Annotated in this window: 25 protein-coding genes; 18 read left to right on the top strand and 7 right to left on the bottom strand. The window is 61.5% G+C overall.

The window, feature by feature from the left end:
* Nucleotides 1-18: 18 nt before the first annotated feature.
* Nucleotides 19-945, bottom strand: a complete 927-nt coding sequence (locus tag LJ360_RS17030) for a LysR family transcriptional regulator (RefSeq protein WP_264994504.1) — start codon at nucleotides 943-945, stop codon at nucleotides 19-21.
* 141 nt (nucleotides 946-1086) lie between these two features.
* Here LJ360_RS17030 and LJ360_RS17035 point away from each other — a divergent pair, with 141 nt between their 5' ends.
* From LJ360_RS17035 to LJ360_RS17055, 5 genes are all read left to right on the top strand, one after another.
* Complete coding sequence (locus LJ360_RS17035) at nucleotides 1087-2643, top strand: DHA2 family efflux MFS transporter permease subunit (RefSeq protein ID WP_091854608.1); 1557 nt, start codon at nucleotides 1087-1089, stop codon at nucleotides 2641-2643.
* Nucleotides 2644-2669: 26 nt separating this feature from the next.
* Nucleotides 2670-3839, top strand: a complete 1170-nt coding sequence (locus LJ360_RS17040; protein ID WP_218144831.1) for an HlyD family secretion protein — start codon at nucleotides 2670-2672, stop codon at nucleotides 3837-3839.
* Nucleotides 3840-3893: 54 nt separating this feature from the next.
* The gene (locus tag LJ360_RS17045; protein ID WP_264994505.1) at nucleotides 3894-4688 is read left to right on the top strand and encodes an inositol monophosphatase family protein; all 795 of its coding nucleotides are present in this window, start codon (nucleotides 3894-3896) and stop codon (nucleotides 4686-4688) included.
* Between the two features lie 152 nt (nucleotides 4689-4840).
* Nucleotides 4841-5173: a YnfA family protein gene (locus LJ360_RS17050; protein ID WP_091854604.1), complete on the top strand. Its 333-nt coding sequence runs from the start codon at nucleotides 4841-4843 to the stop codon at nucleotides 5171-5173.
* 102 nt (nucleotides 5174-5275) lie between these two features.
* Complete coding sequence (locus LJ360_RS17055; RefSeq protein WP_264994506.1) at nucleotides 5276-6658, top strand: ribonuclease J; 1383 nt, start codon at nucleotides 5276-5278, stop codon at nucleotides 6656-6658.
* A gap of 12 nt (nucleotides 6659-6670) precedes the next feature.
* Here LJ360_RS17055 and LJ360_RS17060 read toward each other — a convergent pair whose 3' ends face one another.
* Entirely contained in the window at nucleotides 6671-7495 is an 825-nt protein-coding gene (locus tag LJ360_RS17060) for an acyl-CoA thioesterase (RefSeq protein WP_264994507.1), read from the bottom strand.
* 103 nt (nucleotides 7496-7598) lie between these two features.
* Between LJ360_RS17060 and LJ360_RS17065 the strand changes: the two genes are divergently transcribed.
* The 6 genes from LJ360_RS17065 (at nucleotide 7599) to LJ360_RS17090 (ending at nucleotide 13081) form a co-directional block, all read left to right on the top strand.
* Nucleotides 7599-8072 (top strand): MarR family winged helix-turn-helix transcriptional regulator, encoded by a 474-nt coding sequence (locus LJ360_RS17065; protein WP_264994508.1) that lies wholly within the window; start codon nucleotides 7599-7601, stop codon nucleotides 8070-8072.
* Nucleotides 8069-8554 carry an MATE family efflux transporter gene (locus tag LJ360_RS17070; protein WP_264994510.1) on the top strand — a complete coding sequence of 162 codons (486 nt, stop codon included), beginning with the start codon at nucleotides 8069-8071 and terminating at the stop codon, nucleotides 8552-8554. Before LJ360_RS17065 ends, LJ360_RS17070 begins: the two co-directional genes overlap by 4 nt.
* Nucleotides 8554-9462 (top strand): MATE family efflux transporter, encoded by a 909-nt coding sequence (locus LJ360_RS17075; protein ID WP_264994512.1) that lies wholly within the window; start codon nucleotides 8554-8556, stop codon nucleotides 9460-9462. Before LJ360_RS17070 ends, LJ360_RS17075 begins: the two co-directional genes overlap by 1 nt.
* Nucleotides 9463-9596: 134 nt before the next feature.
* Complete coding sequence (locus LJ360_RS17080; protein ID WP_091854596.1) at nucleotides 9597-10604, top strand: zinc-dependent alcohol dehydrogenase family protein; 1008 nt, start codon at nucleotides 9597-9599, stop codon at nucleotides 10602-10604.
* A 159-nt stretch (nucleotides 10605-10763) separates the two neighbouring features.
* Nucleotides 10764-11789: a DUF2235 domain-containing protein gene (locus LJ360_RS17085; protein ID WP_091854594.1), complete on the top strand. Its 1026-nt coding sequence runs from the start codon at nucleotides 10764-10766 to the stop codon at nucleotides 11787-11789.
* 77 nt (nucleotides 11790-11866) lie between these two features.
* Nucleotides 11867-13081, top strand: coding sequence for an acyl-CoA dehydrogenase family protein (locus LJ360_RS17090; protein ID WP_091854592.1), 1215 nt, complete (start codon nucleotides 11867-11869; stop codon nucleotides 13079-13081).
* Between the two features lie 59 nt (nucleotides 13082-13140).
* Here LJ360_RS17090 and LJ360_RS17095 read toward each other — a convergent pair whose 3' ends face one another.
* From LJ360_RS17095 to LJ360_RS17115, 5 genes are all read right to left on the bottom strand, one after another.
* The gene (locus LJ360_RS17095; RefSeq protein ID WP_248230180.1) at nucleotides 13141-13902 is read right to left on the bottom strand and encodes a crotonase/enoyl-CoA hydratase family protein; all 762 of its coding nucleotides are present in this window, start codon (nucleotides 13900-13902) and stop codon (nucleotides 13141-13143) included.
* An 84-nt stretch (nucleotides 13903-13986) separates the two neighbouring features.
* Nucleotides 13987-14772 (bottom strand): glucose 1-dehydrogenase, encoded by a 786-nt coding sequence (locus tag LJ360_RS17100; protein ID WP_264994513.1) that lies wholly within the window; start codon nucleotides 14770-14772, stop codon nucleotides 13987-13989.
* A 61-nt stretch (nucleotides 14773-14833) separates the two neighbouring features.
* Nucleotides 14834-15244 (bottom strand): hypothetical protein, encoded by a 411-nt coding sequence (locus tag LJ360_RS17105; protein WP_091854857.1) that lies wholly within the window; start codon nucleotides 15242-15244, stop codon nucleotides 14834-14836.
* 2 nt (nucleotides 15245-15246) lie between these two features.
* Entirely contained in the window at nucleotides 15247-15702 is a 456-nt protein-coding gene (locus tag LJ360_RS17110; RefSeq protein WP_091854856.1) for a MaoC family dehydratase N-terminal domain-containing protein, read from the bottom strand.
* Between the two features lie 11 nt (nucleotides 15703-15713).
* Complete coding sequence (locus LJ360_RS17115; RefSeq protein ID WP_091854854.1) at nucleotides 15714-17381, bottom strand: class I adenylate-forming enzyme family protein; 1668 nt, start codon at nucleotides 17379-17381, stop codon at nucleotides 15714-15716.
* A 252-nt stretch (nucleotides 17382-17633) separates the two neighbouring features.
* Here LJ360_RS17115 and LJ360_RS17120 point away from each other — a divergent pair, with 252 nt between their 5' ends.
* The 7 genes from LJ360_RS17120 to LJ360_RS17150 all read left to right on the top strand — a co-directional run bounded on the left by LJ360_RS17120 (nucleotide 17634) and on the right by LJ360_RS17150 (nucleotide 24887).
* The gene (locus LJ360_RS17120) at nucleotides 17634-18011 is read left to right on the top strand and encodes an EthD domain-containing protein (RefSeq protein ID WP_091854852.1); all 378 of its coding nucleotides are present in this window, start codon (nucleotides 17634-17636) and stop codon (nucleotides 18009-18011) included.
* Between the two features lie 215 nt (nucleotides 18012-18226).
* Nucleotides 18227-19108 carry a branched-chain amino acid ABC transporter permease gene (locus LJ360_RS17125; protein ID WP_091854850.1) on the top strand — a complete coding sequence of 294 codons (882 nt, stop codon included), beginning with the start codon at nucleotides 18227-18229 and terminating at the stop codon, nucleotides 19106-19108.
* Nucleotides 19109-19120: 12 nt separating this feature from the next.
* Nucleotides 19121-20197 (top strand): branched-chain amino acid ABC transporter permease, encoded by a 1077-nt coding sequence (locus LJ360_RS17130; protein WP_091854848.1) that lies wholly within the window; start codon nucleotides 19121-19123, stop codon nucleotides 20195-20197.
* A gap of 9 nt (nucleotides 20198-20206) precedes the next feature.
* The gene (locus LJ360_RS17135) at nucleotides 20207-20980 is read left to right on the top strand and encodes an ABC transporter ATP-binding protein (protein WP_091854846.1); all 774 of its coding nucleotides are present in this window, start codon (nucleotides 20207-20209) and stop codon (nucleotides 20978-20980) included.
* An 11-nt stretch (nucleotides 20981-20991) separates the two neighbouring features.
* Nucleotides 20992-21753 carry an ABC transporter ATP-binding protein gene (locus LJ360_RS17140; RefSeq protein ID WP_218144842.1) on the top strand — a complete coding sequence of 254 codons (762 nt, stop codon included), beginning with the start codon at nucleotides 20992-20994 and terminating at the stop codon, nucleotides 21751-21753.
* Nucleotides 21744-23642, top strand: a complete 1899-nt coding sequence (locus tag LJ360_RS17145; protein ID WP_264994516.1) for an AMP-dependent synthetase/ligase — start codon at nucleotides 21744-21746, stop codon at nucleotides 23640-23642. The genes LJ360_RS17140 and LJ360_RS17145 overlap by 10 nt, the downstream gene beginning before the upstream one ends.
* A gap of 63 nt (nucleotides 23643-23705) precedes the next feature.
* Nucleotides 23706-24887 (top strand): ABC transporter substrate-binding protein, encoded by a 1182-nt coding sequence (locus LJ360_RS17150; protein WP_264994518.1) that lies wholly within the window; start codon nucleotides 23706-23708, stop codon nucleotides 24885-24887.
* Nucleotides 24888-24921: the final 34 nt, after the last annotated feature.

Raw genomic sequence — 24921 nt, forward strand, 5'->3', positions numbered from 1 at the left:
TGAGTGCACCTGGACGGATTACGGCTCCATCTCTTTCACCAGGTCCTGCCACCGCTCACGGATCAGGTATTCTACCAGCGAGCGCATCCAGACAAGCCCCGGCTCACGGTCATGGCGAGCGTGCCAGATCAGGTACACGCTGATCGGATCCACCTCGATGGGCAGACGGGTCAGCCATAGTCCCTTGCGCAATTGTTCATCCTGCATCATGCCGTCCGGCAGGGCTGTGATCAGGTCGGATGTCTGCAACAGGGCTGGAATGGCGGGAAAGTGGTTTACCGTCACTGCCACCCGCCGACTCAATCCCATGCGATCCAGCGCCGAGTCCACCGGCCCGTGGGTGTCCCCGGACAGGGAGATGAGCAGGTGTCGGGCATCCAGGAACTCTTCCAGGGTGATGGGCCGCCCCGCCAGGGGATGGTCTTCCCGCATGGCCAGTACATAGCCGCTCTCCGCCAGCCAGGTACTGCGGAGGCTGTGATCATGCTCGGTAAGCATTCCGATGGCCAGGTCCACATGGGCTTCACGCAACTGCATATGGGCGCCGCCGAGGGTGTAGGGCACCGCATGCAGGTCGATGCCAGGGGCATCCCGTTCAAGCTTGCTCACCAGCGGTGGCCACAGAAGGTCCAGCATCATGTCCGCCAGGGCAATACGGAACTTGCGGCGGGAGGTAGCGGGATCGAACCCCGTGGTGGTCACTGCTCGTGACAGCTCATGCATGGGGCCTCGCACCTGGTCCCAAAGGCTGAGCGCGTAGGATGTGGGCTCAATCTGCCGCCCCTTCTTGACGAACACCGGGTCCTTCCAGGCATGGCGCATGCGGGACACTGCATTGGATACCGCCGGCTGGGTCATGTTCAGCCGTTCTGCGGCCCGGGTGATGGACCCTTCCGTCATGATGGCGTCAAAGACGTACAGCAGTGTCAGTTCCTGGTTTTTCAAACACCTGCCCCTGTTCAGCCCAATCGTCAGCTTGCTAAATCGTCGGAACCGACGAAGGCATAAGACCCGCTGGTCCCTAACCTGTTTTCTGGGGCCGTGCCCCTGCCTGATCCGCCAGTCCCATGCACGTCCGGAAGTCACATGTCGCAAGTGGAGATGATGTTCCAGCGTTACGGGCCCAAATACAAGTGGCTCGTCACCCTCACCATGCTGCTCGGGCTGGTGGCGCTGGGTATGTCCATTACCATCGTCAATGTTGCCACTCCCTACATCAAGGGCTCCCTTGGACTGAGCGATGTGCAGGTTCAATGGATTTCCACCGGCTTCCTGGCGGCCACCACCGTTGCCCTGCTGATTGCCCCCTGGCTGGTCAGGTCCTTCGGTCAGCGGGCTACCTTTATCGGCTTGCTGGGCACCTTCGTCGTGGCCTCGATAATCGGCGGACTGGCCACCAGCATGGCTGCCATCGTGGCGGCCCGGGTGATACAGGGGGCCATGACAGGCCTTATCCGCCCGCTGGCACTGGAAGCCATGTTCTCGGTGTTCCCGGCCAATGAACGAGGCATGGCCACGGCCATCTACGGTATGTGCCTCGGCCTGCCCCTGACCCTGGCCACGGTCATCGGTGGCTGGCTGGTGGAAACCTTCACCTGGCGCTATGTGTTCTTCGTGACCCCGCCCATGTGTATCGCCGCCATGGCCATGGGCTACCTGTTCCTGCCAACCCGGGAGGAGTCCGGGCCACGCATGCCCTTCGACTGGACCGGCGCCATCAGCCTGTTTGTCTGCATCTTTGCCCTGCTGGCAGCGCTCTCCAACGGTCAGCGCTGGGGCTGGGACAGCAGCGCTGTACTGGGCCTGTTCGCCCTGTCACTGGTCCTGGGTGTTGGGTTCGTATGGTGGGAACGGCGGGTAAAACAGCCGCTGCTGGACCTGGGCATTTTCCGGCACCGGGCCTTCCTCGCCGGCTGCCTGGCCATCTTCGTCTTTGGCGGCGCCTTCTACGCCATCATGTACCTGCTGCCGCTGTTCTCCCAGACCATTCTCCATTACCGGCCGGTGACGGCCGGCCTGCTGTTCCTGCCATCCACCCTGGTGCTGGCACTGCTGGTCCCGGTGATCGGCAAGCTGAGCGACCGTTACCCGGCCCATTACATGACCCTGCCGGGGCTGGCCTTTGCCATCTTCGCGGTGTACCTGTTCTCCCGGGCCGACGCCTACACCTCCTTTGGCTACCTGGCGCTGGCACTGACCCTGATGAGTGCGGGCATGGCGTCGTTCCCGCCCCCGACCCTGTCCAGGGCCATTGGATCCCTGCCCGTACACCTGACCGGTTACGGCTCCGGCGTCATCAACTTCACCCTTCAGATGGGTGGCGCCTTCGGTACGGCGGCACTGGTACTGATGATGGACCGTCGCATAAGCTGGCACGGCGAGCATATCAGCACCACCCTGACCCCGGGCAATGAGGTCGCCATGGCCACGGTCGGCCGCTGGCAGGAGTGGCTTGCCGGACTTGGGGTGCCGGAAGCCTGGCAGCAGGCGGCAGCCCTGCAGAAACTCGGAGCCACGGAACAGTTCTGGGCCACCGTTATGGCCTACCAGGACGGTTTCTGGCTGGTGATGGTCTCACTCACGTTTGTCGTCATCCCCGCCTGGCTGCTCAGCCGGTGGACCAGGACGCCACAACACGCTTAAGACAGATACTGACTTCGGACTACTTCATGGCTAATGACAATAACAACGACGGCTCCACCCCGAACCAGGCCGGGCCCGCACCGGGCCCCTGGAAAATGGGAAGACTCCTGTTACTGGTGCTGCTGGTTGTCGCCGGCATTGCCTGGGTCGGCCAGTGGCTATGGTATCGCCACACCCATGTGGTGGAAGACTACGCCAGCGTCACCACCGACCTGGTAACGGTGTCGTCGCGCCTGCCGGGCCGGCTGGAATCGTTCAGCCTGGAGAACGGTGACCCGCTTGAGCAAGGCCAGACAGTGGCCCGCCTTTACAGCCAGCCGGAAGAGCTCGAGCTGGCCCAGCGCCGGGCGCGGGTCGCCCGCATGGAAGCCCGGCTCGCGTTTGAACAACGGCAGATCCAGCAGTCCCAAAAACAACTTACCGGCGGTATCGCCAACGCCAGGCAACAACTGAAAACCGCCGAGGCGGACCTTAAAGTCGCCGAAGTAACGCTCGAAGATGCAGAACAGACCTGGCAGCGGGCGGAACCACTCTACCAGTCCGGCTCCCTGTCGAAACAGCAACGGGACCGCAACTACTATGACCTGATGTCTGCCCGGGCACGGGTCGAAACCGCACGCCAGCAGGTTGCCCTGAGACAGTCGGAACTGGACAACGCCGAGATGGGCCTGTTTACCGGAAGCCCGATGACCCTGCCGACCCCGGAACTGCTGGAAGCCCAGAACGCCATTACCCTGGAAGAACTGGAAGAAGCCCGGGCGGATGTCCGCAAACAGGAATCGCTGCTCGCAGACATGACGGTAACCAGCCCCGCCAGCGGCGTTGTCGCCCGCACCTTTGTGGAAAACGGCGAGTACCTGTCCGCCGGCCAGCCCATACTGATGATGTACGAGCCCGACAACATCTGGATCGAAGCCCGGGTCAAGGAAACGGATGTCCGCAAACTGGCCGCCGGCCAGGAGGTGAAGATACGAGTGGACGCCTGGCCTGACCGGGACTTCTCCGGCCGCATCGAAGTCATTGGCCGGTCTGCCACCAGCCAGTTTGCGCTGATCCCCAGCTCCAACCCGTCCGGCAACTTCACCAAGATCACCCAGCGCATTCCGGTGCGTATCTCAGTGGAGGAAGGCGACCGCAACCTGCTCAGCCCCGGCATGATGGTGGTGGTCTCCATCGCTTCCAGCACGGCAGATTGATTCCCGGGGCGCTTCCTGCAATGGTATCGGCAACATCCATTGCACGGAGCCCCCATGTCTGACATCGCCGACTTTGCCGAACGCATTGCCCGGGAAGCGGGAGAGCTGATCCGCCGGGAGCGGGACCAGAACACCCTTCGCACCGACTACAAACACCAGACCGAGCTGGTCACCCACGCGGACGTCATGGCAGACGAGTTCATCACCAGCGCCATCCGCCAGGCCTGGCCGGACCACCGCATCCTGTCTGAAGAGACCATGCCGGACCTGTCCCAGGCGGAGGAGCTGGAAACGCCCCTGTGGATCGTCGACCCCATCGACGGCACCGTGAACTACGCCTACGGCCATCCCCAGGTAGCCGTCTCCATCGCCTGGGCCGAAAAAGGCCGGGTACAGGTGGGCGTCGTACATGCGCCCTTCTCGGAGGAGACCTTCCGCGCGGAAAAAGGCAAAGGCGCCACCCTCAACGGTCAGCCCATCCAGCACAGCGGTGCCACCGACCTGCGCCAGTCCCTGTTTGCCACCGGCTTCCCCTACACCAAGGACAACCTGGAACCCCTGGTACGCCGGCTGAACGTGATGATCCACCACTGCCGCGACCTGCGCCGCATCGGCTCCGCCGCCCTGGACATCTGCTGGGTTGCCTGCGGCCGGCTCGACGCCTACTACGAAACCGTGAGCCCCTGGGACTTCGCGGCGGCCAAGCTCATCGCCCGCGAAGCCGGCGCCAGCGCCGGGCACTTCAGTGAGGTGCCGGAGGGGTATCCGGAGGATCTTTGGGGGCGGGATAACCTGATTACGGCGCCGGGGATTTATGACGAAATCCGGGCTTTGCTGGCTGAGGCTTGATCAGGCCCATAAGCTGGCTGACCGACCGGTATGACAACTGGGTTTCAAGCAATGATAACGTACCTTTGACACTGGACATCAACAAATAGCCCGGTGGTGAACGGGCGCCCGCTATCCAGGAACTGGATGCCACTAACAAGAGGTCAAGCTCATTGCCTGAACTTAAAACTGTCGGCCTGTTCCTCGTCACCGCATTGGCAGAGATCGTTGGTTGTTACTTACCTTATCTCTGGCTTCGTGAGGGCAAGACCATCTGGCTTCTGGTGCCAGGCGCTCTGAGTCTTGCCGCATTTGCGTGGTTACTGTCACTGCACCCCACCGCCGCTGGCAGAGTCTATGCGGCGTATGGTGGCGTGTATATCTTCATGGCGATTATCTGGCTCTGGGCCGTCGACGGTATTCGGCCAACGATGTGGGACCTGGTTGGTTCGGCCGTCGCGTTGGCGGGTATGGCTATTATCATGTTTGCACCGCGTACCACCTGACCCGGTATTGACTAAACCCCGGCCACAGTCCTGGCAAACACCGCCCTGCATTCCGGGTTACACTGCCGCTCTGTCCTATTTCCCGAACACGACAAGATCTTTATGACACCCGACCACAACGACCTCTGGTTCCTGCCCCTCGGCGGTACCGGCGAAATCGGTATGAACCTCAACCTTTACGGTCACGACGGCCAGTGGCTGATGGTGGATTGTGGCGTGACCTTTCCCCGGCCCGGTCGGGTGATTGCTGACGGCACCGTGCACGGACGCGGTGAGCCGCCGGTACAAATGGCCGATCCGGCCTTTATTGCGGATCGCCGCGAGCAGCTGGCCGGGCTGATCATCACCCATGCCCATGAGGATCATATTGGCGCCGTGCCCTACCTGTGGCCGCTGCTGCAATGCCCGGTGTACACCAGCCGCTTCACCGCCGAGATCCTGCGCCGCAAGCTGGCGGAGTTCGACCTGTTGCACCGGGTGCCGATCCACGTGGTGGACGTGGATGAACGCCGCACCATTGGCCCCTTCGAAGTGCAGTGGCTGGCGCTGACCCACTCCATTCCCGACCCCAACGCCCTGATGATCCGTGCCCCGGCGGGCCGGATCTTCCACAGTGGCGACTGGAAGCTGGACGAAGAACCACTGGTTGGCCACGGCTATACACCGGGTACGTTCAAGGCTCTGGCGGAGGAAGGCGTGACAGCCATGGTGTGTGATTCCACCAACGCCACGGTAGCGGGGCATTCCATGTCCGAGTCGGCGCTGGAGAAGGGTCTGCTCGCAGCCACCGAAGACGCGCCGGGGCGGGTTATCGTCGCCTGTTTTGGCAGTAACATCGCCCGGCTCCATACCCTGGCCAACGTGGCCCGGGCCACTGGCCGTTACATGGGCCTGCTGGGGCGTTCGCTGGTCAACATGTGTGGGGCTGCCAAGGCGGCCGGGGTCTGGAACGCGGACGATCACCTTATTCCTCCCGCCCACCTGGGCTACCTGCCACGGGAGGAGGTGCTGGCGGTGGCCACCGGCAGTCAGGGGGAACCGCGTACGGCCCTGCGTCGCATGGCCATGGGCTCGCACCCTGATGTGGAGCTGGAGCCTGGCGACCGGGTGATTTTCAGTGCCCGTGCCATCCCCGGCAACGAGGACGCCATCGAAGCGCTGATTACCAGCCTGAAGGAGCGGGGCGTCGAGGTCATCACCGCCGAGGACGCCGACCTGCCCATACACGCCTCCGGTCACCCGGCCCGGGACGAGTTGCGCGCCATGTACCAATGGGTTCAGCCAACTATCGCCATCCCCGTACACGGCGAAGCCGAACACATGGAGGCCCACGCCGGCCTGGCGCGGGAGTGTGGCGTACCCAGGGCCCTGCTCGGCCGCAACGGCGACCTGTTCATGATCCGCCCGGTGCCCGGAATGCGTCGACAGGTGGTGGAGACCGGGCGGCTTGGCTGGGAAAAAGGCGCACTGGTTCGGGTGGTTTGACCCCCGGCGTCCTTATTCCTTGAAGTAAACCACCTGGTGGGTGGTCGCAAGGAGCTCGCCGCCCGGGCTCCATACTTCCGCACTCTGGTCGAAGAAACCCTGGCCAAAATGGTTGGCGCTGGCAACACCCAGCACCGGCTCAGTGCCGACGGATGCCAACTGCTCGCCAGTAGCATGGAAGTAGGTGGTCAGGGAGACCGTCCCGATAGGCACCAGCTTTGGCCGCCGGACGTAGATTCGGGGAAAGAAGGCATCGCACAGCGCCGACAGGGACAGAAAATCCAGCGGCCTTGCTGGCTGGTCCTTCATCCATACCCGGCTCCGTGACGGGTAGTCCGGGTGCGGGTGTGGCTCCCCCATCAGCGCCCCCTCCACGAACCGCATGTCGTAGTTCCGGGTCCATCTCGGGCGGCCTTCCTTGGAGGCATCGCTCAGCTCCGAGGCAGGCGACACCTCCGGGAAGCTGCTCTCGGTGCTGGCCCAGGTCTCACGCCGGCGCGCCGTCACAGCAGTGGCGAAGGCCACGGTCTCACCACCCTGCAGCATTTCTATCCACCAGTGCTGACTATTGCGGTTGGTCCGCACCGGCCGGGCGACAACCTCAAAGTCGCCATCCGCCACGGGTGCGGCGAAGTTGACGGTCAGCGACAGCGGCTCACCCAGCAGCTGCTCGTGGCAGAGCACACCATTGAGCAACGTTGCGCCGGTGGTGCCGCCGAAGGGCCCGACCATATTGGCGTAGGCCGGGCTGGTGGCACCCTGCCAGCGCCCGCTATCGGTCGGTGTCAGGGCAACGGCCTGGTCGAGGGGGTGAACGGGGGTATTTTTGTCAGTCATGGTGGCCTCGTACGCAGATAAATGGTTGACCCGGGAGCCGGATCTTGACGGCGATAATTGCATATACAATACTTGCAGCTACAAATACTATCCGGAGCTTCCCATGACCGTCAAATCCCCGGTATCCGACAAGGCCCGGCCACAGGGCTGCACCAATTACCGCATTCGCCAGCTGATGCGGCAGGTGTCGCAGTTCTACGATGCCGAACTGGCGCAGGCAGGGCTCAAGGGCACCCAGTATGCCTTGATGGCCCACGTCATCCAGTTGGGCCCGGTGCGCCCGGGAGATCTCGCAAAGGCCATGAAAATGGACGCTTCCACCCTTACCCGCAACCTGAAACCACTACTGGACGCAGGCTGGCTCTCCCAGTCCCCCGGCCCGGATCGTCGCAGCCGGAGCATTTCCATCACCGACGCCGGCCGGGACAAGTGGCACCAGGCCAGGGCACACTGGAAGCGGGCCCAGCAGCGCATCAACGGCATGCTCGGCGAAGACCGGGTCATGACGTTGCACAGCCTGATCGACGAGTCGCTCGACCTGCTCGCACCCCACGAGCCGACCGGGGCGGATTCATGACGGCTTCCGCGCCGGGAACCGCCCGGCCAGCCACCATGACACGTACCGAACAGATGCTCAGTCGGCCGGCGCTGCCCCTGATCCTTGCCATGGCCGCCCCCAATGCCATCGCCTTCCTGGTGCAGGGCACAGTGAGCATGACTGAAGTCTGGTTCATCGGTCACCTCGGCACCGCTGCGCTGGCGGCCATTGCCCTGATGTTCCCGGGACTGATGCTGATGCAGATGCTCGCCAACGGCGCCATCGGTGGCGCATTGAGCAGTTCAGTGGCCCGGGCACTGGGCCGGGGCCGCAAGGACCAGGCCGAGGCGCTGATCTGGCATGGCATCGTGATAGCGGTGGCTGCGGGCGGTCTGTTCTGGCTGCTGTGGTGGCTTGGCGGCGCGGCTCTCCTCCATAAACTCGACGTCACCCCGGCAGTGATCGACGACGCGCTTCTCTATGGCCATATCCTTTTGGTGGCAGTGTCGCTCTCTGGCTGATGGGTATTATCGCCGCGGTTTACCGGGGCATGGGGGAGATGCGCTTTCCTGCCGTGGTGATGGTACTGGGTGCCTTTATCCAGATCCCCCTGTCCGGCGCGCTGATCCTGGGCTGGGCCGGGCTACCGCAGCTTGGTGTGGCAGGCGCGGCGGTTTCCGTGGTGGTGACCATGGGCCTTATGGCAGCGGTGCTCCTGGGCCGGCTGACGGGCAGCAGCCAGCTGTTGCGACTGCACCTGTCCAGGTTTGCCCTGCAGGGGGCGCTGTTCGCCGATATCTTTCGGGTCGGGGCACTGGCCTCGCTCTCCCCGGTACTGACCGTACTGGCCATTGCTGCGGTGAACGTGATTGTCAGCGGCTTCGGCGCGTCTGCCCTCGCCGGCTATGGTATTGCCGCCCGGCTGGAGTTCCTGTTGATTCCGATGGTGTTCGGTATTGGCGCCGCCATGACCGCCATCGTTGGCACCAATGTGGGCGCTGGCCGGGTGGCGAGGGCGGAGCAGGTGGGCTGGACCGGTGGCGCGCTTGCGGCGGGGCTCACTGGCAGTATCGGCCTGTTGTTGGCAGTCGCACCGGGTCTCTGGGTTGGCCTGTTTACCGATGATCCGGAAACGTTCAGCGCCGGTGCCAGGTTCCTGCAGATCGTGGGGCCGGTATTCCTGTTCCAGGGGCTGGGGCTTGCCCTCTACTTCGGCTCCCAGGGAGCGGGCTTTATCCAGTGGCCGGTCTTTGCTGCCCTGGTCCGGTTTGTCGTCGCCATTGGTGGTGCCTCGCTGGCGGCTTACGGATTCGGGTTGGGACTGGATGCGGTCTACGCCTGTATCGCAGCCGGCATGTTGCTGTTCGGCGCCATAACGGCCAGCGCCCTTCGCCTTGGTGCCTGGCGCCGGGCTGCCCCTGCCCACTGACGAACCAGGCGCATAGAAAGCCGCTGGCTGGCCCGACTCCAGCCGGCGCGCCTTGTTGCTCCCTCGCCCTTACCCTATGCTGACCTACGCCCTTGAAAATCCCGACAACTGATCAACCCTCAACCGGAGGTGCTATGAAACTCGCTACCCTGGCCAAACCCGGCGGACTGGATAAGCTAGGCGTCACCACAGGCGCTGAACCCGGTGACCCTGGCCCCGGCGAAATACGGGTTCGGATATACGCCAGTTCCCTGAACTACCACGATTACTCGGTGGTGACCGGTCGCATTCCCACCGAGGACGGCCGCATTCCCATGTCGGACGGTGCCGGTGTGGTGGAAGCTGTCGGCCCCGGGGTCAGTGACTTTCAGGTGGGTGACCATGTCGTTTCGACCTTCTTCCCGCAGTGGCTGACCGGTCCTGCACCCATCGCCAACTTCAGCACAACCCCGGGCGACGGAGTCGACGGCTACGCCCGGGAGCTCGTCGTTGCGCCGGAAAGCGCCTTTACCCTCGCCCCGAAAGGCTACAGCCACGCCGAAGCTGCCACCCTGACCACCGCCGGCCTGACCGCCTGGCGTGCGCTGGTGGTCAACGGCGGGCTGAAAGCCGGGGATACCGTGCTCACGCTCGGTACCGGCGGCGTTTCAATCTTTGCGCTGCAGTTCGCAAAGATGATGGGGGCGAATGTCATTTCAACCTCCTCGTCCGATGAAAAGCTGGAGCGGCTTGCCGGGATGGGAGCCGACCACACTATCAACTACAAGTCGACGCCCGAGTGGGGCCAGCGCGTGCTGGAGCTGACCGGTGGCCAGGGCGTGGAGCATGTCATCGAAGTAGGCGGCCCGGGCACCCTGCCCCAGTCCATTGATGCGGTCTGTATCGGCGGCCACATCTCACTGATCGGCGTGCTCACCGGCCGTGCCGGGGACGTGCCAACGGCAAAGCTGATGGCAAAGCAGGCCCGGCTGGAGGGGCTGATTGTCGGCAGCCGGGCCCAACAGCAGGACATGGTCCGCGCCATTGAGGCCAATGACCTGCACCCGGTGCTTGACCGCTCCTTCCCGCTGGAAGAAATTGGAGAGGCCTTCCGACACGAAGAAGCAGGCAGGCACTTCGGCAAGATCTGCCTGGAGGTCTGACCTCACTACCCCAAAGCCCTCTGACTGTCCGGCACTTGCCAACCGGCACGCAGCTGACTTTACTTGATGGAAAGCTGAACGTGCCGGCTGGCCGCCCGATACACAGGGTGGCCAGGGACACGGCAGCCCCGATGGGTACCATTCAGAGGGACCTGGATAATGAAACGCATCGCTATCTGTTTCGACGGCACCTGGAACCGGCCGGAGGAGACCCTCGGTGAGGACTTCCCCACCAACGTGCTGCACTTCGCCCGGGCCATTCGCCCACGGGACGACAACGGCAGGGAACAGGTGGTGTTCTATGACTGGGGCATTGGCTCCTACCACGATGAACTGCTGGCCGGCAGTACCGGGTACGGCCTGGAAAAAAATGTCATGGATGGCTACCGGTTCCTGGTCCATAACTACCAGCCCGGCGACGAGATCTACCTGTTCGGATTCAGCCGTGGCGCCTATACCGCCCGTAGCCTGGCGGGCATGATCAACAACTGCAGCATCCTGCAAAAGCGCCACGCCAACCGGATCCCCGAAGCCTTCAAGCTCTACAAGACCCGCAAGTACAAGCCCAATGGCGGGCATTCCATGGACTGGAAACGACAATACTCGGTGGAGGAGCGCACACCTGTCCGCTTCATCGGCGTGTGGGACACCGTCGGCGCCCTCGGGCTGCCCTTCACGTTCTTTGGCATGATCAAGGACAAGGACCTGTTCTATGACCGTGAAATCGGCAGCAACATCAGGGCGGCCCGCCATGCCCTGTCACTGGATGAACAGCGCGAGGATTTCGAACCCACACTCTGGGAACCCGGGTCCGGCGCAGACCTTGAGCAGGTCTGGTTTGCCGGCGTCCATTCGGATGTGGGTGGCGGCTATGGCCCAGACAAGAAAGGCCACACACTGGCAGACATCCCCCTGCTGTGGATGGCGCGGGAAGCAGAAAAGCACCAGCTGATGTTCCATGACACTCTCCCGAAAACCCTTCAGCACTCGGCAGACCAGCACAATGAATACAAGGGCAAGTACAAACTGCTGGGCAGGCTGATCAGGGAAATACCGGCGCCGGAGACCATTCCGACCTGCGTCCATGGAAGCGTGAAAAACCGTTATGAGAGCGGTTACCGCAGCGAATCGATCGAAGCCTTTATCAAACGCTACGGAAAGTGGCCACCGCTCTGGCAGGACTAGTGTCCATAGCCTCCTGACACAAGACAAGCCAGGGCCCCGGTGTCAGCCTCGTGACATGACCATCACGAGGAACCCCCATGAACTTTGATTACACCGACAAGGTCCGGGGTCTGCAGGAAAAGCTGCAGGCCTTTATGGACGAGCATATCTATCCCAACGAAACCGCCATTATCGAAGAAATCCGCTCGCTTGGGCCCTACAAGGTGTCCCCGAAACTGGAAGAGCTCAAGGTCCTTGGCCGGGAGTCAGGCCTGTGGAACCTGTTCCTGCCGGAGTCCGAGCACGGTGCCGGGCTTACCAACCTGGAATACGCTCCCCTGTGCGAGATCATGGGCCGGGTGGCCTTTGCACCGGAAGTCTTCAACTGCAGCGCACCGGACACCGGCAATATGGAAGTGCTGGCCCGCTACGGCACCGATGAGCAGAAGAAAACCTGGCTGGAACCGCTGCTGGAGGGCAAGACCCGCTCCTGCTTTGCCATGACCGAGCCGGCAGTGGCTTCAAGCGATGCCACCAATATCCAGTCGTCCATTACCCGGGATGGCGACGAGTACGTCATCAATGGCCACAAATGGTTCAGCTCCGGTGCCACCGATCCCCGCTGCGCCCTGTTCATCTTCATGGGCAAGACCGACCCGAACAACCCGGACCGGCACAAGCAGCAGTCCATGATCATCGTGCCCCGGGATGCCGAAGGCGTGGAGATTGTGCGGCCGCTACCGGTATTCGGCTACGACACCCTGGACCGGGTCACCGAGGTGAAATTCAACAATGTGCGGGTACCCGCCGGCAACATGCTGCTGGGTGAAGGTCGCGGGTTCGAGATCGCCCAGGGCCGCCTGGGGCCGGGGCGCATCCACCACTGCATGCGCCTGATCGGCCTGGCAGAGCGGATGCTCGGGCAGATGTGCCAGCGCACCCAGCAGCGGGTAACCTTTGGCCAGCCGGTGTCCACCCAGACCGTCACCCTGGAGCGGATCGCCGAGTCCCGCATCGCCATCGAGCAGGCCCGCCTGTTGACCCTGAAAGCGGCGTACATGATGGATACCGTGGGCAACAAGGTCGCAAAGGCTGAAATTGCCATGATCAAGATTGCCGCGCCCAACATGGCCTGCAAGGTCATCGACTGGGTGATGCAGTCCCACGGTGGTGCCGGGGTAATCAATGACCACGGCATTGCCGCCGCCTACGCGGTAGCGCGATTCCTGCGGATTGCGGATGGCCCTGACGAGGTCCACCGCAACCAGCTGGGCCGGCTGGAGCTGAAGAAACACCCCGTTACCAGCCCCTAGAAATCACGCCCAAGAAAAAGGCCCGCGGTTTAGCGGGCCTTTTCACAACTCACTGAGACTCAGCGATTCTTCCACACCGGGGCACGTTTCTCCGCAAACGCGCGCGAACCCTCGATGGCATCCTCCGACTTCATCACCGGGGCAATCAGCTCAGCCTGGCGATCGAACATCTCGTCCAGGGACCAGTCCTGCTGCTGTGCGATCACATTCTTGGTCGCCTTCAGTGACATGGGCGCATTGACAGCGATGGCGCGGGCCAGTTCCAGGGCGCCAGACATGGCCTCACCCGCATTGACCAGCCGGTTGATCAGCCCCAGGTCATACATCCGCTGGGCGTCCGCCATATCACCGGTCAGGGCGAGCTCCATGGCCACCCGGTACGGCAGCTGACGGGGCAGTCGCAGCAGACCACCAGCACCCGCTGCCAGGCCACGCTTCACTTCCGGCAGGCCGAACTTGGCATTGTTAGCCGCGACAATCAGGTCGCAACTGAGGGCCAGCTCGCAGCCACCGGCCAGGGCATAGCCCTCGATAGCAGCGATAACCGGCTTGCTCAGTTTTGCCTGCACGAAACCGGCGAAGCCTTTTTCATCAGTGACGACCTTCTCACCGGCCACAAAGGCCTTCAGGTCCATACCGGCGCAGAAGGAGCCGCCGGCACCGGTCAGGATCAGCACTCGCACGTCGTCCCTGGCTTCAAGCTCATCCAGGGTCTTGTCCATGGTCTCGGCAACCGCCTGGTTGATGGCGTTCTTTGCCTCCGGACGGTTCAGGGTAATGATGGCAACGCCATCTTCGACTTTCAGTTCGATCACGCTCATGTTTGTTTCTCTTGTTATTGATGGGGACTGATATCTCATCACGTCGTGAACTACCGCGCCTCGGTCAAACCGACGATCTTTCCCCTACATCAACGCAACCGAAAACCCGCCATCGACCACCAGGTTGGTGCCGCTGACATAGGCGCCGGCGTTGCTACACAGATAAAGCACCGAGTACCCGATATCCTCAGGCTCACCCAGACGCTTGACGGTAGTCTTCTCAACAATGCGTTTCTTGGTATCGGCGTCAAAGGCATCCGCCAGCTTGGTCTGGATGACGCCGGGCAGAACGGTATTGACCCGGATGCCTTCTCCACCGAACTCAAGGGCGAACGAACGGCTCATACCGATCAGGGCAGTCTTGAGGGTGGAATAAAGGCTCAGCATCCGGTCCGGATGCAGGGCAGCGACGGAGGCCAGGTTGACGATGCTGCCGCCGCCTTTCAGGCGCATCAACTTTACCGCTTCCACCGACATAAACCAGTAGCCTCTCAGGTCCACCTCGACGGTCTTGGTGAACAGGCCCACCTCCGTGTCCTCAATGGTTCGCCAGGGGCTGAGCACTGCGTTGTTGACCAGGATATCCAGGCCGCCATGTTCCTCTTTCAGCCAGGCAGACATGGCTTCGATATCCTCCATACGGCCAATATGGCAGGCACGCCCTTCAGCACTCAGCCCCTGCTCACGAAAGCCGGCAGCAATGGCATCGCACTCATCCTGCTTGCGGCTACTGATGATCACATGGGCACCTGCCTGGGCAAGCACACGGGCGGTCGCTTCGCCAATCCCCATGGTCGACCCGGTAACCAGGGCCACCTTACCCTCCAGGCTGAAGGCCGATGTCAGTTCCGGTGGTAGCTGTGCGGTCATGGTTTCCCCCTTTGATGAACGCAGTTTGTTGTTGTCGGGATGATGTGGGCGGCCTGCTGGCTCACTGGTGGAGCCTCACGCTCGCCTTCCCCGGCGTTATGACTTCTCCGGCCTCGTTCACAATGGCGAGCTCGACGTCGACCTCCCCGTCGGCCTCCCGGACTTCCGTTATGCGCCCACGGGCGCGCAGCGTTTCTCCGATATAGGCCGCCTTCCGGTTGCTGTATTCAAAGCCCGACAGGACGCCATCTGTGCCCACCCACTCCAGCACCAGCTGGGTCAGGAAATCCCCCTGCAGCGGGCCGTCAATCACGATGCCAGGGTGGCCCTCCTCACCAGTGGTGTAGGGGTGGTCATAATGGATCCGGTGGTGGTTCCAGATGGCGGCGTTGTACATGAACAACTGCACCTCATCCGGCTTGAACGCCCGCTCCGGTAATGGGTCGCCGACATGAACCCGGGATAGCTTCATGGTTACCTCGCAATGCGGGTGGAGTGCTCCGTCATGACCGGCTCCCCCGCTTCGGTTTCAACACGGTTCTCAACCACCGCAAAGATCAGCGGCCCCTGCGCCCCTTCCTTTTCGAACAGGTCCACCAGTGTCTGGCGGGAAACCAGAACATCACCGGGATAGATGCCCCGGAACCAGGTCTGCTGTGTGCCCCCGGCCATCACCCGCTTTAGGGGCAGTTCCGGCACCAGCCCCGTGTCCGGTGGCAGGCCATCATGGCCCAACTGCTCCCGCGGCAATATGGGCAGGAAAAGTCCAAACAGAAACATGGGGGGCGCCTCATCCCCATCGATAAACCGCTGCAGGCGCTGGCCGGTAGCGGCCGAGTATTTGCAGATTTCGCGGCGGGTCACTTCTGCACTGACGGGGGGTAATTGGCGCCCGACCGCCGCATTGAGTTCCGGTGTCAGCAACGCCATGGTTAAACTCCTCAATGGTCCAGCCCGAGACGGGATCTGGCTTCTGCATCCAGTTTACGAAAATCGATCTTGCCCTCAGGCGTCACCGGCCAGGCGCCCTCCCACTCGAGAAATTCCTGTGGTATCTCGTAAATCGCCATAACGCCCTTACAAGCCTCCCGGATGTCCCGGGTTGAACCAAGGGCGTGTCCGGCCCGTGGCCTGACAAAGGCAACGATCTTCGAGCCCCAGTAATCGTCCGGAACACCAATGGTCTTGACGTCGTCAAAGGCGTCCTGGAACACCTCGAGCAAGAGGTTGGTTACCCGCACGGTTGAGACATTTTCCCCACCGGTTTTCAGCACGCCACCGAGCCGCCCCAGGAAGGTGATATAGCCGTTATCGAAGGTGCCGTAATCACCACTGTGGAAGTAGCCTTCCTCGTCAAAGGACTGCCGGGTCTCTTCCTCCTGGCGATGGTAGCCCCGGAACAGGAAGGGGCTCCGGTAGCAGATTTCCCCTGGCTGGCCCTGAACAACCCGGTCACCGGTTTCCAGGTCCTTGATCACTACTTCCACCCCGGACAGAGGCCGGCCATGGGTGTATTTCTTGATGCGGTAATCCATGCAGTCATGCTCCGCCAGCGAAACCAGCGGGCCATTCTCGGTCTGGGCATAGAGGTTGTTGATGGTCGCGCCTTCCGGGCACATCTCCTTGACCAGGTCGTAACTACGGGGCTCACCGGCAAGCACTGCCTTGCAGATCGTAAAGTCATACCCGGAAAACCCCGGTGCCCTGAAAAGCCCCTGCCAGTGGGAATCGAAGCCGAAGGTCGCGGTTACCTTGTACTTGTCTATGATTTTCAGCGCCTGTTCCGGCCGGAACTGTTCCATCAGATGCAGTGTGCTACCAGCCAGGGTCAGACTGAGATTGAGTCCGAACAAACCGCTGTTGTGATAGAAGGGGCTGAGATTGATGTAGGAATCGCCTTCCTGGTAACAAAGGTTCCTGGCACCGAAATGGGCCGTCGCCAACGGGGGCCGATGGTCCCAGAGGGCGCTCTTGGAGAGCCCGGTGGTACCCGAGGTCTGGCACATGAACTGGATATCGGTGGGACGACCCTCTGTGATCAGCCGGTCGAATGTCGCCTGGTCCCAGTCCGCACCACGCTGTTCCAGGTCACTGAAATCCAGGAAACCGTCATGACGCAGCCGCTGGCGGCTCAGGCACACCATGTGAGTAAGTGCAGGAATTGCCTCAGAGGAAACCCGCGCCCCTTCAACCTGTAAGTCAGGAATTGACTCTTTCAGTGTGCGGATATAATCCCGGTCAGCATAGTGATCGACCGTGACGATCACCCTGGGATTGTTACGGGGCAACACACCCTGGAATTCAAGGACGCCCCACAGCAGGTTCAGCGGATTGATGATGGCTCCGAGCTGAAGCGTCGCAAAGTACAGGCACGCAAACTCCGGCGTCGGGCTGGGCAATACGGAGACCACATCCCCCTTGCCTACGCCAAGGCTGATCAAACCCTGGGACAACTGGTTAACCCGTTCCTGCAGGACTCGATAGGTGATCTCCTCGCCCTCGAAAACGATGGCAACCTTGTCCGGCTGAGCGGCACAGACTTCGGCAAACAGCGCCTGGGTTGTGTTGTCGTACCAGCGGTTGTGAAGGGATCTCTCCGCGAGTGTCATGGGCACTCCGTTACCAGGTCGATGGGGGGATCAAGGGAAGGCCACATGGATGCGTTGCAACTGTTCCTCACCATTCCCGGCCTTCAAGTTAACAGCCGGGAGACAGCCACACTTGTGCCTACTGGCTGCCTGAGAGGCCCGCCCGTGTTCAAAACAAAAACATTTGGAAGCTGAACGACCCATAGCCACCTGACGCAAGTCACAGGCAGATCAACCTCCCTATTCTGGCCCAACAGCTGAAGGAGATTGTCGATGGTAAAGCTGATTTTCTGCCTGCGAAGAAAGCCGGGGATGTCCCTGGAAGCATTCCGGGATTACTGGGCCAACCAACATGCACCCCTGGTGCAGAAACATGCCCAGGCCCTTGGCATCCAGCGCTATGTCCAGAGCTACACCCTTTCCGCCCCCCAGTTCTCCAAGATTGCCGAAGCCCGTGGTGCACCGGAGGCGTTCGATGGCGTTGCAGAATTGTGGTTTTCGGACTTGAATGAAATGGCAGAGAAAGGCGCGTCGCCCGAAGGCAGGGCGGCTGGCAAGGCACTGATTGAAGATGAGGCCCGCTTCATCGATCTGGCCCGGTCGCCCCTGTGGATTTCGGAAGAAAGGGAATTCATAGGCAACGGGAACTGAAAATAACAACACAACAATAACAACCCATAACCGACTGGCGTGAGAACAATAATGACAACAACCCATCAAGACCCGATCGTCCCTAAAGTCACAGGCGTCCCCACCGGCTCCCTGAGCGCGGTGGCAACCCCGCTCTGAGCGAATCCGGTTCCTGAACCCCCGGCACCCAAGTGCCCGGAGGGAACGCATAACAGAGCCAAGACGGGGGACAAACTGTGCTCAATGAATTCCTGCAACTGATACTCAGTGGTATCGCCATTGGCTGCGTGTACGGCCTCGTGGCACTGGGCTTTGTGTTAATCTACAAGGCCACGGAAGTGGTGAACTTTGCCCAGGGCGAGCTGATGATGTTCGGCGCCTTCATTGCCCTGACCATGGGCGGACTGCAGTTCATGCCCTTCTGGCTGAGCGTAGTGCTCGCCGTCCTGGCGATGGCCCTGATTGGTGGTGCGGTCGAGCGGGCCGTGATACGCCCGGTTCTCGGACAGCCTATTTTCTCCATCGTGATGATCACCATTGGCCTCGGGTTCTTTGCCCGGGGGCTTGCCAGCCTCATCCCCGGCTGGGGCACCCTGACCCACCGCCTGCCCACCCCCTATGCAGACCAGACCGTTGCCTTCGGTGAGCTGGTGCTGTCCGCCGGTCACCTGATGATCATCCTGGTGACGATTGTGCTTTGTATACTGCTGTTCGCCTTCTTCCGCTATACCCGCATGGGTGTGGCCATGCAGGCCATTTCGCAGAACCAGCTTGCGGCCCACTACATGGGCATTCCGGTCGCCAGGGTCAATACCCTGATCTGGTGTATCAGCGCTGCCGTCGCCGCCATTGCCGGTATTCTGCTGGCGCCCATCACCTTTGTTCACGCCAACATGGGACTGATCGGCCTCAAGGCCTTTCCCGCTGCGGTCATCGGAGGGTTTGGCAGCATTCCCGGAGCGATCGTTGGCGGCCTGATCATCGGCATTGTGGAGGCGCTTTCCGGGCGTTACCTGCCGGACGGCATCAAGGATGTCTCAGCCTACGTGGTGCTGCTGGCGGTTCTGATTATCCGACCAAACGGTCTGTTTGGTGAAAAACTGACCAAGAAAGTCTAGGCGGGCCGACTGATGCGATTCCTTTTCAAGACGTCATACAACCAGGACATCCGCCTGTTCAAGGACCGGATCACCATGGGCTGGTACCTGGCCCTGGGAGTGGTATTGCTTGTCCTGCCCCTGCTGCTGGGCGAGTACTACCTCTCGCAGGCCAGCTTTGTCCTCATCTACGCCATTGTGGGGCTGGGGCTGATGCTCTTGTCCGGCTTTACCGGGCAGATTTCGCTGGGGCATGCGGCGTTCCTCGCGGTGGGCGCCTACACCGAAGCCGTATTGTCAGCCCGCGGCGTTCCTTTCGTGGTCTCGCTGCCCATGGCCATGGCCGTGTCTGCTGCGGCCGGATTCGTCGTGGGGCTACCAGCACTGCGCCTCAAGGGTATCTACCTGGCCATTGCGACCCTCGCTTTCGGCTTCATTGTCGAGGTTACCCTCCAGCAATGGGAAAGTGTGACGGGTGGCTCCATGGGCCTGCTTCTCGAGCCAGTGACACTTCTTGGCGTTACCCTGGACTCGGAATCCGGTTTCTATTACCTGGCACTGGGTCTGACCGGCCTGACCCTGCTGATCCTGAAAAACCTGCTGAGGAGCCCCACCGGCAGGGCCTTCGTGGCAATTCGTGACTCGGAAATCTCGGCCCGCAGCATGGGTATCGGGCTGGCCCGCTACAAGACCCTGGCGTTCGTCATCTCGGCGGCCATAACCGGCCTGGCCGGCGCCCTGTACGCCCACAAGCTCCAGTTCATCTCTCCGGAGCAGTTCGGCGTCTTCGTTTCCATTGAGCTGCTGATGATCATTGTGATCGGAGGCATGGGTTCGCTGCACGGTGCCTTTCTCGGCGCACTTTTCATGACCATGTTGCCGGAGTTCATCGCCATTTTGAGGGAGTACCTGCCCTCCAGCCTGGCCTATCAACCAGGCCTGCAGCCCACCATCTTCGGGGCTATCCTGATTCTGTTCGTACTGCTCGAACCTGCCGGGCTCTATGGGCGCTGGGTGAAGATACGCACCTGGTTCCAGCTCTTCCCGCTCTATCGCAAGGGCCTGATGAAGCGCGAAAAAAGTTACGTCAAATCGGACCGGCTGAGCTAGGAGGACACCATGGCCTTACTGACGGTTGAGAACCTGTCCATGGAGTTTGGCGGCATCCGGGCCGTGGACGATGTGAGTTTCCGGGTCGGGGAAGGTGAGATCTATACCATCATCGGCCCTAACGGAGCGGGCAAGACCACTATTTTCAACATGATCAGCCTGATCTATCGCAGTTCTTCCGGCCGCATCTGGTTCGATGGTAACGACCTGTCTGCCAGGAAACCCCAGGATCTCACCCACCTTGGGCTGGCGCGGACCTTTCAGAACATCGAACTGTTCGAACACGAAACCGTCCTCCAGAACCTGCTGGTGGGACGTCACTGCCACTCCCGCACCCGTCTCTGGCAGCAGATGCTGTTCACACCGGCGACACGGCGGGCCGAGATCGAGCACCGGGAAGCGGTGGAACAGGTGATCGACCTGCTCAATCTGCAGCATTACCGCGACAGCGTCGTGGGCAACCTGCCCTATGGTGTCCAGAAGCTTATTGAACTGGGACGGGCATTGTGCGCCCGGCCTCGCATCCTGTTGCTGGATGAGCCCTCTTCCGGGCTCAACGTGGAGGAAACCGACGACCTGAGCTTCTGGATCGAAGACATCCGTAACCTGCTGGGGATTACCGTGGTGATGATCGAGCACGATATGCGCCTGGTCAGCCAGGTGTCAGACCGGGTCCTTGCGGTCAGCAACGGTCGTGTACTGGCAGAAGGCACCGCCCGGGAAATCCAGGAAAACCCGGCCGTTGCGGAAGCCTATCTGGGAACCCGGGAGGACGTGGCGTAATGACTGATACCGTGCTCGAGATCAAGAACCTGGAAGCGTCCTATGGTTCGGTGCAGGCCCTTCGGGGCGTCTCCCTCAGTATCCAGGAGGGCACCATAGCGACCATCCTTGGTGCCAATGGCGCCGGCAAGACCACCATTCTCAAGTGTATTTCCGGCATCGTTGACCCCCGCAAAGGCAGTATCCACTACCTGGGAAGAGCCATTGGTGGCAAGCGCGCCGACCTGATCGTCCGCATGGGTATTGCGCACGTGCCGGAGGGACGCCAGGTCTTCCCACTGCTGTCCGTTCGCGAGAACCTCTGGCTCGGGGCCTATACCCGTACCAGTCGGGTCGAGGCCCTGGAGGATCTGGAAGCGGTTTACCGCTACTTCCCCATACTCAAGGACCGGGAAAAACAGGAGGCCGGCAAGCTCTCCGGCGGTCAGCAGCAGATGCTTGCGATAGGGCGCGCCATGATGGCCCGTCCCTCGGTACTGTTGATGGATGAGCCCAGCCTGGGCCTTTCTCCGAAGCTGACCGAAGAAATCTTCACCATCATCCGACGCATCAACCGGGACTGGGGTACGACGATTCTCCTGGTTGAGCAAAACGCCAGCATTGCCCTGCAAACGGCCTCCCATGGCTACGTTCTTGAGTCCGGGAGGATCGTGATGGAGGGCCCCTGCGAAAAGCTGTTCCAGGATGAGGGGGTACAGGAGTTCTACCTGGGCCAGAAAGAAGAAACCGGTGTTGAACGCCGCCGCTGGAAGAAGACACGCAAATGGGCATGAAAACCGACAGCCAGGGGATGGACCGGGCGGTCCAGGCTTCTGGCCAGCCAAGAGGTGAAGCCGGCATGCCGGATACCCAAGCCATGACGATAGGGAACACCCGAACCGTTCCGGAAATGTTCCAGGCTGCCTGTGCAAAACGGGGAGCCGATATCCTGCTACGCCAGAAGGAATTCGGCATCTGGCAGGAAGTCACCTGGCACGACGCCGAAAAATTCGTCACGGACCTCGGCCTCGGACTGATCGCCCTGGGCCTCGGCCCGGGGGACCGGGCGTCCATACTGGCCAATACCGTGCGCGAGTGGCTTTACGCTGACCTCGCCATACTCGGCGCCGGCGGAATCTGTTCCGGCATTTACCCCACAGACGCAGCCAGCCAGGTGGAATTCCTGATGCAGGACTCCGCCTCCCGCTTCATTTTCGTGGAAGACGAAGAGCAGCTGGACAAGGTATTCCAGGTGCGCCATGCCCTGCCCCTGCTGGAAAAGGTCATTGTCTTCGAAATGAAGGGGCTCCATGACCTTGATGACCCCCAGGTGATGAGCCTGGAAGCCCTGCAGACCCTGGGACAGCAGCAGTCTCCTGACATCCGTGAGCTATGGTGGAGCCGGCAACGGGATATCCAGCCGGACGACACCGCGATACTGGTCTACACCTCCGGCACCACCGGCAAGCCCAAGGGTGCCGAGATCAGCCATCACAATATCCTCGCCAATGTCCGGGCCTGGCTGACGGCGGTGCCCATGTTCGAGGGTGATGAACGCATGGCATTCCTGCCCATGTGCCATGTGGGCGAACGCATCGCCGGCTGCTATACCTCCATGCATGCGGGGGTTCGCCTGAACTTCGTGGAAAACTTCGAGACGGTGCCGGAAAACGTGCGGGAGATATCGCCCACCATGGTCGGGGCCGTGCCCCGGGTATGGGAGAAGTTCTATTCGGCCATCCGCGTTCAACTGGCTGAAGCCACGGCCCTGCAACGCTTCTGCTACCGGATTGCCATCGACGCCGGTCACCGGATGGCCGCCTGCCGGCTGGAAAAACGGAAACCCGGCCTTGGGCAGGTCCTGTGGTTCCGGCTACTGGACTGGCTGGTCCTGGGCAACGTCAAGCGCATGATCGGCATCGGCCGGGCACGGGTACTGGTAACCGGTGCGGCGCCAATTTCCCCGGAACTGATTCGATGGTACCTGGCGCTGGGCGTCGACCTGGTGGAAGGCTGGGGCCAGACCGAAACCTCCGGCTTTGCCACGGCCAACACACCAGGCCAGTCCCGCCCGGGCACCGTCGGCAAACCCATGCCGGGAGTGGAGATCCGCATCTCCGACGAGGGGGAAATCCTGGTCAGGGGAGACATTGTCTTCAAGGGTTACCTTAACCTGCCGGAAAAGACCGCCGAAACCATCAGGGATGGCTGGCTCCACACCGGCGACGTGGGCGAACTGGATGAAGACGGCTTCCTGAAAATCACGGACCGGATGAAAGACATCATCATCACCGCCGGGGGCAAGAACGTCACGCCCACGGAGATCGAGAACGAGCTCAAGTTCAGCCCTTACATCACCGATGCGGTGATCATCGGGGACGCGCGCCCCTACCTGACCTGCCTGGTCATGCTGGACCAGGACAACGCCGAACACTACGCCCAGGAAAACGCCATACCTTTCTCCAGCTACGGCAGCCTGTGCCGGGCCGAGGAGATCGTAACCCTGATTTCAGAAGAAGTTGACAGGGTGAACCAGCGTTTTGCCCGGGTCGAGCAGGTCAAGAAATTCCGCATTATCGACAAGGCCCTGACCGCCGAGGACGAAGAACTGACCCCGACCATGAAACTGAAACGAAAGGTGATCAGCGAGAAATACAAAGACCTGATCAACAGCATGTACTGACCCGGCAAGACCACCGGGTCTTCCACCGAGCAACCGCCACTGACGTGGCAGGAGTACTGAACCATGACAACAACAAACGGTATCAAGCTCGCCTGTGCACTCACCGTAGGCCTGACCACACTGGTCAGCCTGCCGGCCGGTGCCAGGACCCAGGGTGTCACCGATGACCAGATCACCATTGGCACCATCCAGGACCTGAGCGGCCCACTGGCTGCCCTCAGTAAAAAATCCCTCGACGGCATGACCATGCGTGTCGACGAGATCAATGCCGAGGGGGGCATAAACGGCCGGGAGATCCGCCTCGTCGTTGACGATCACGGCTATCAGCCCAGGCGCGCCCTGCTCGCTGCCCAGCGCATGATTCAGCGGGACCGCATCTTCGCCATGATGGGCGTGATGGGGTCCGCCACCGCCATGGCGACCATTCCGGAACTGACCAAGAACAACGTACCCAGCCTGTTTCCCTTCAGTGCTGCCCGCCAGACCTATACCCCGATCAACGATCTGCAGTGGGCGTCAGTGGCCACCTATGACGGGCAAATGGAAGCCGGCATCCAGCACATGATGGAAGAGAAAGCCTTCGAGCGCCCCTGCGCCATCTACCAGGATGACGAGTTCGGTACAGAGGTTCTCAAGGGGGCGGAAGCAGGTCTCGAGAAACTCGGCAAGGAAATGGTCGAAACCACCTCCTTCCAGCGGGGCTCCACAGACTTCTCCTCCGGTGTTGCCAAGCTCATGGCCGCCGACTGTGACCTGGTGGTTATCGGGGCCGCCCTGCGGGAGCCCGTGGGCATCATGAACGAAGCCCGGACCCGTGGCTGGAGCCCCGCGTTCTTCGGTAGTGCAGCCTCCTACACTACCGAACTGCCCAAACTCGGGGGTGAGGCGGTCGAGGGCTACTACGCCATGTCCGGGGTCGAAATTCCCTACGCAGCGAGCAGTGAATCTGAGCAACTGCGTGAATGGGCAATCGCCTACGAAGAAAAGTTCGGTGCCGAACCGGACGGATTCTCGGTGCTGGGTTACACCATGGTGGAACTGTTCAACCGGGCCGCCGCAGCAGCCGGAGAGGATCTGACCGTGGACAGCCTGGTCGCCCAACTGAAACAGCTTGAGGCACCGGACCTGTTCGGCGCGGACTACTACTTCGACGAGGACACCCGCAACGGTGCCGCCACCGCCAGCCTGTTCCAGGTAAAGGACGGCATCTGGATTCGTCAGTCCGGGGCCCTCGAGACACCTTGACCACACAGTGGGTGGAAGGCATTCCCTTCCACCT

The sequence above is a fragment of the Marinobacter sp. AN1 genome, assembly GCF_026013985.1.
Classification (GTDB): domain Bacteria; phylum Pseudomonadota; class Gammaproteobacteria; order Pseudomonadales; family Oleiphilaceae; genus Marinobacter; species Marinobacter segnicrescens.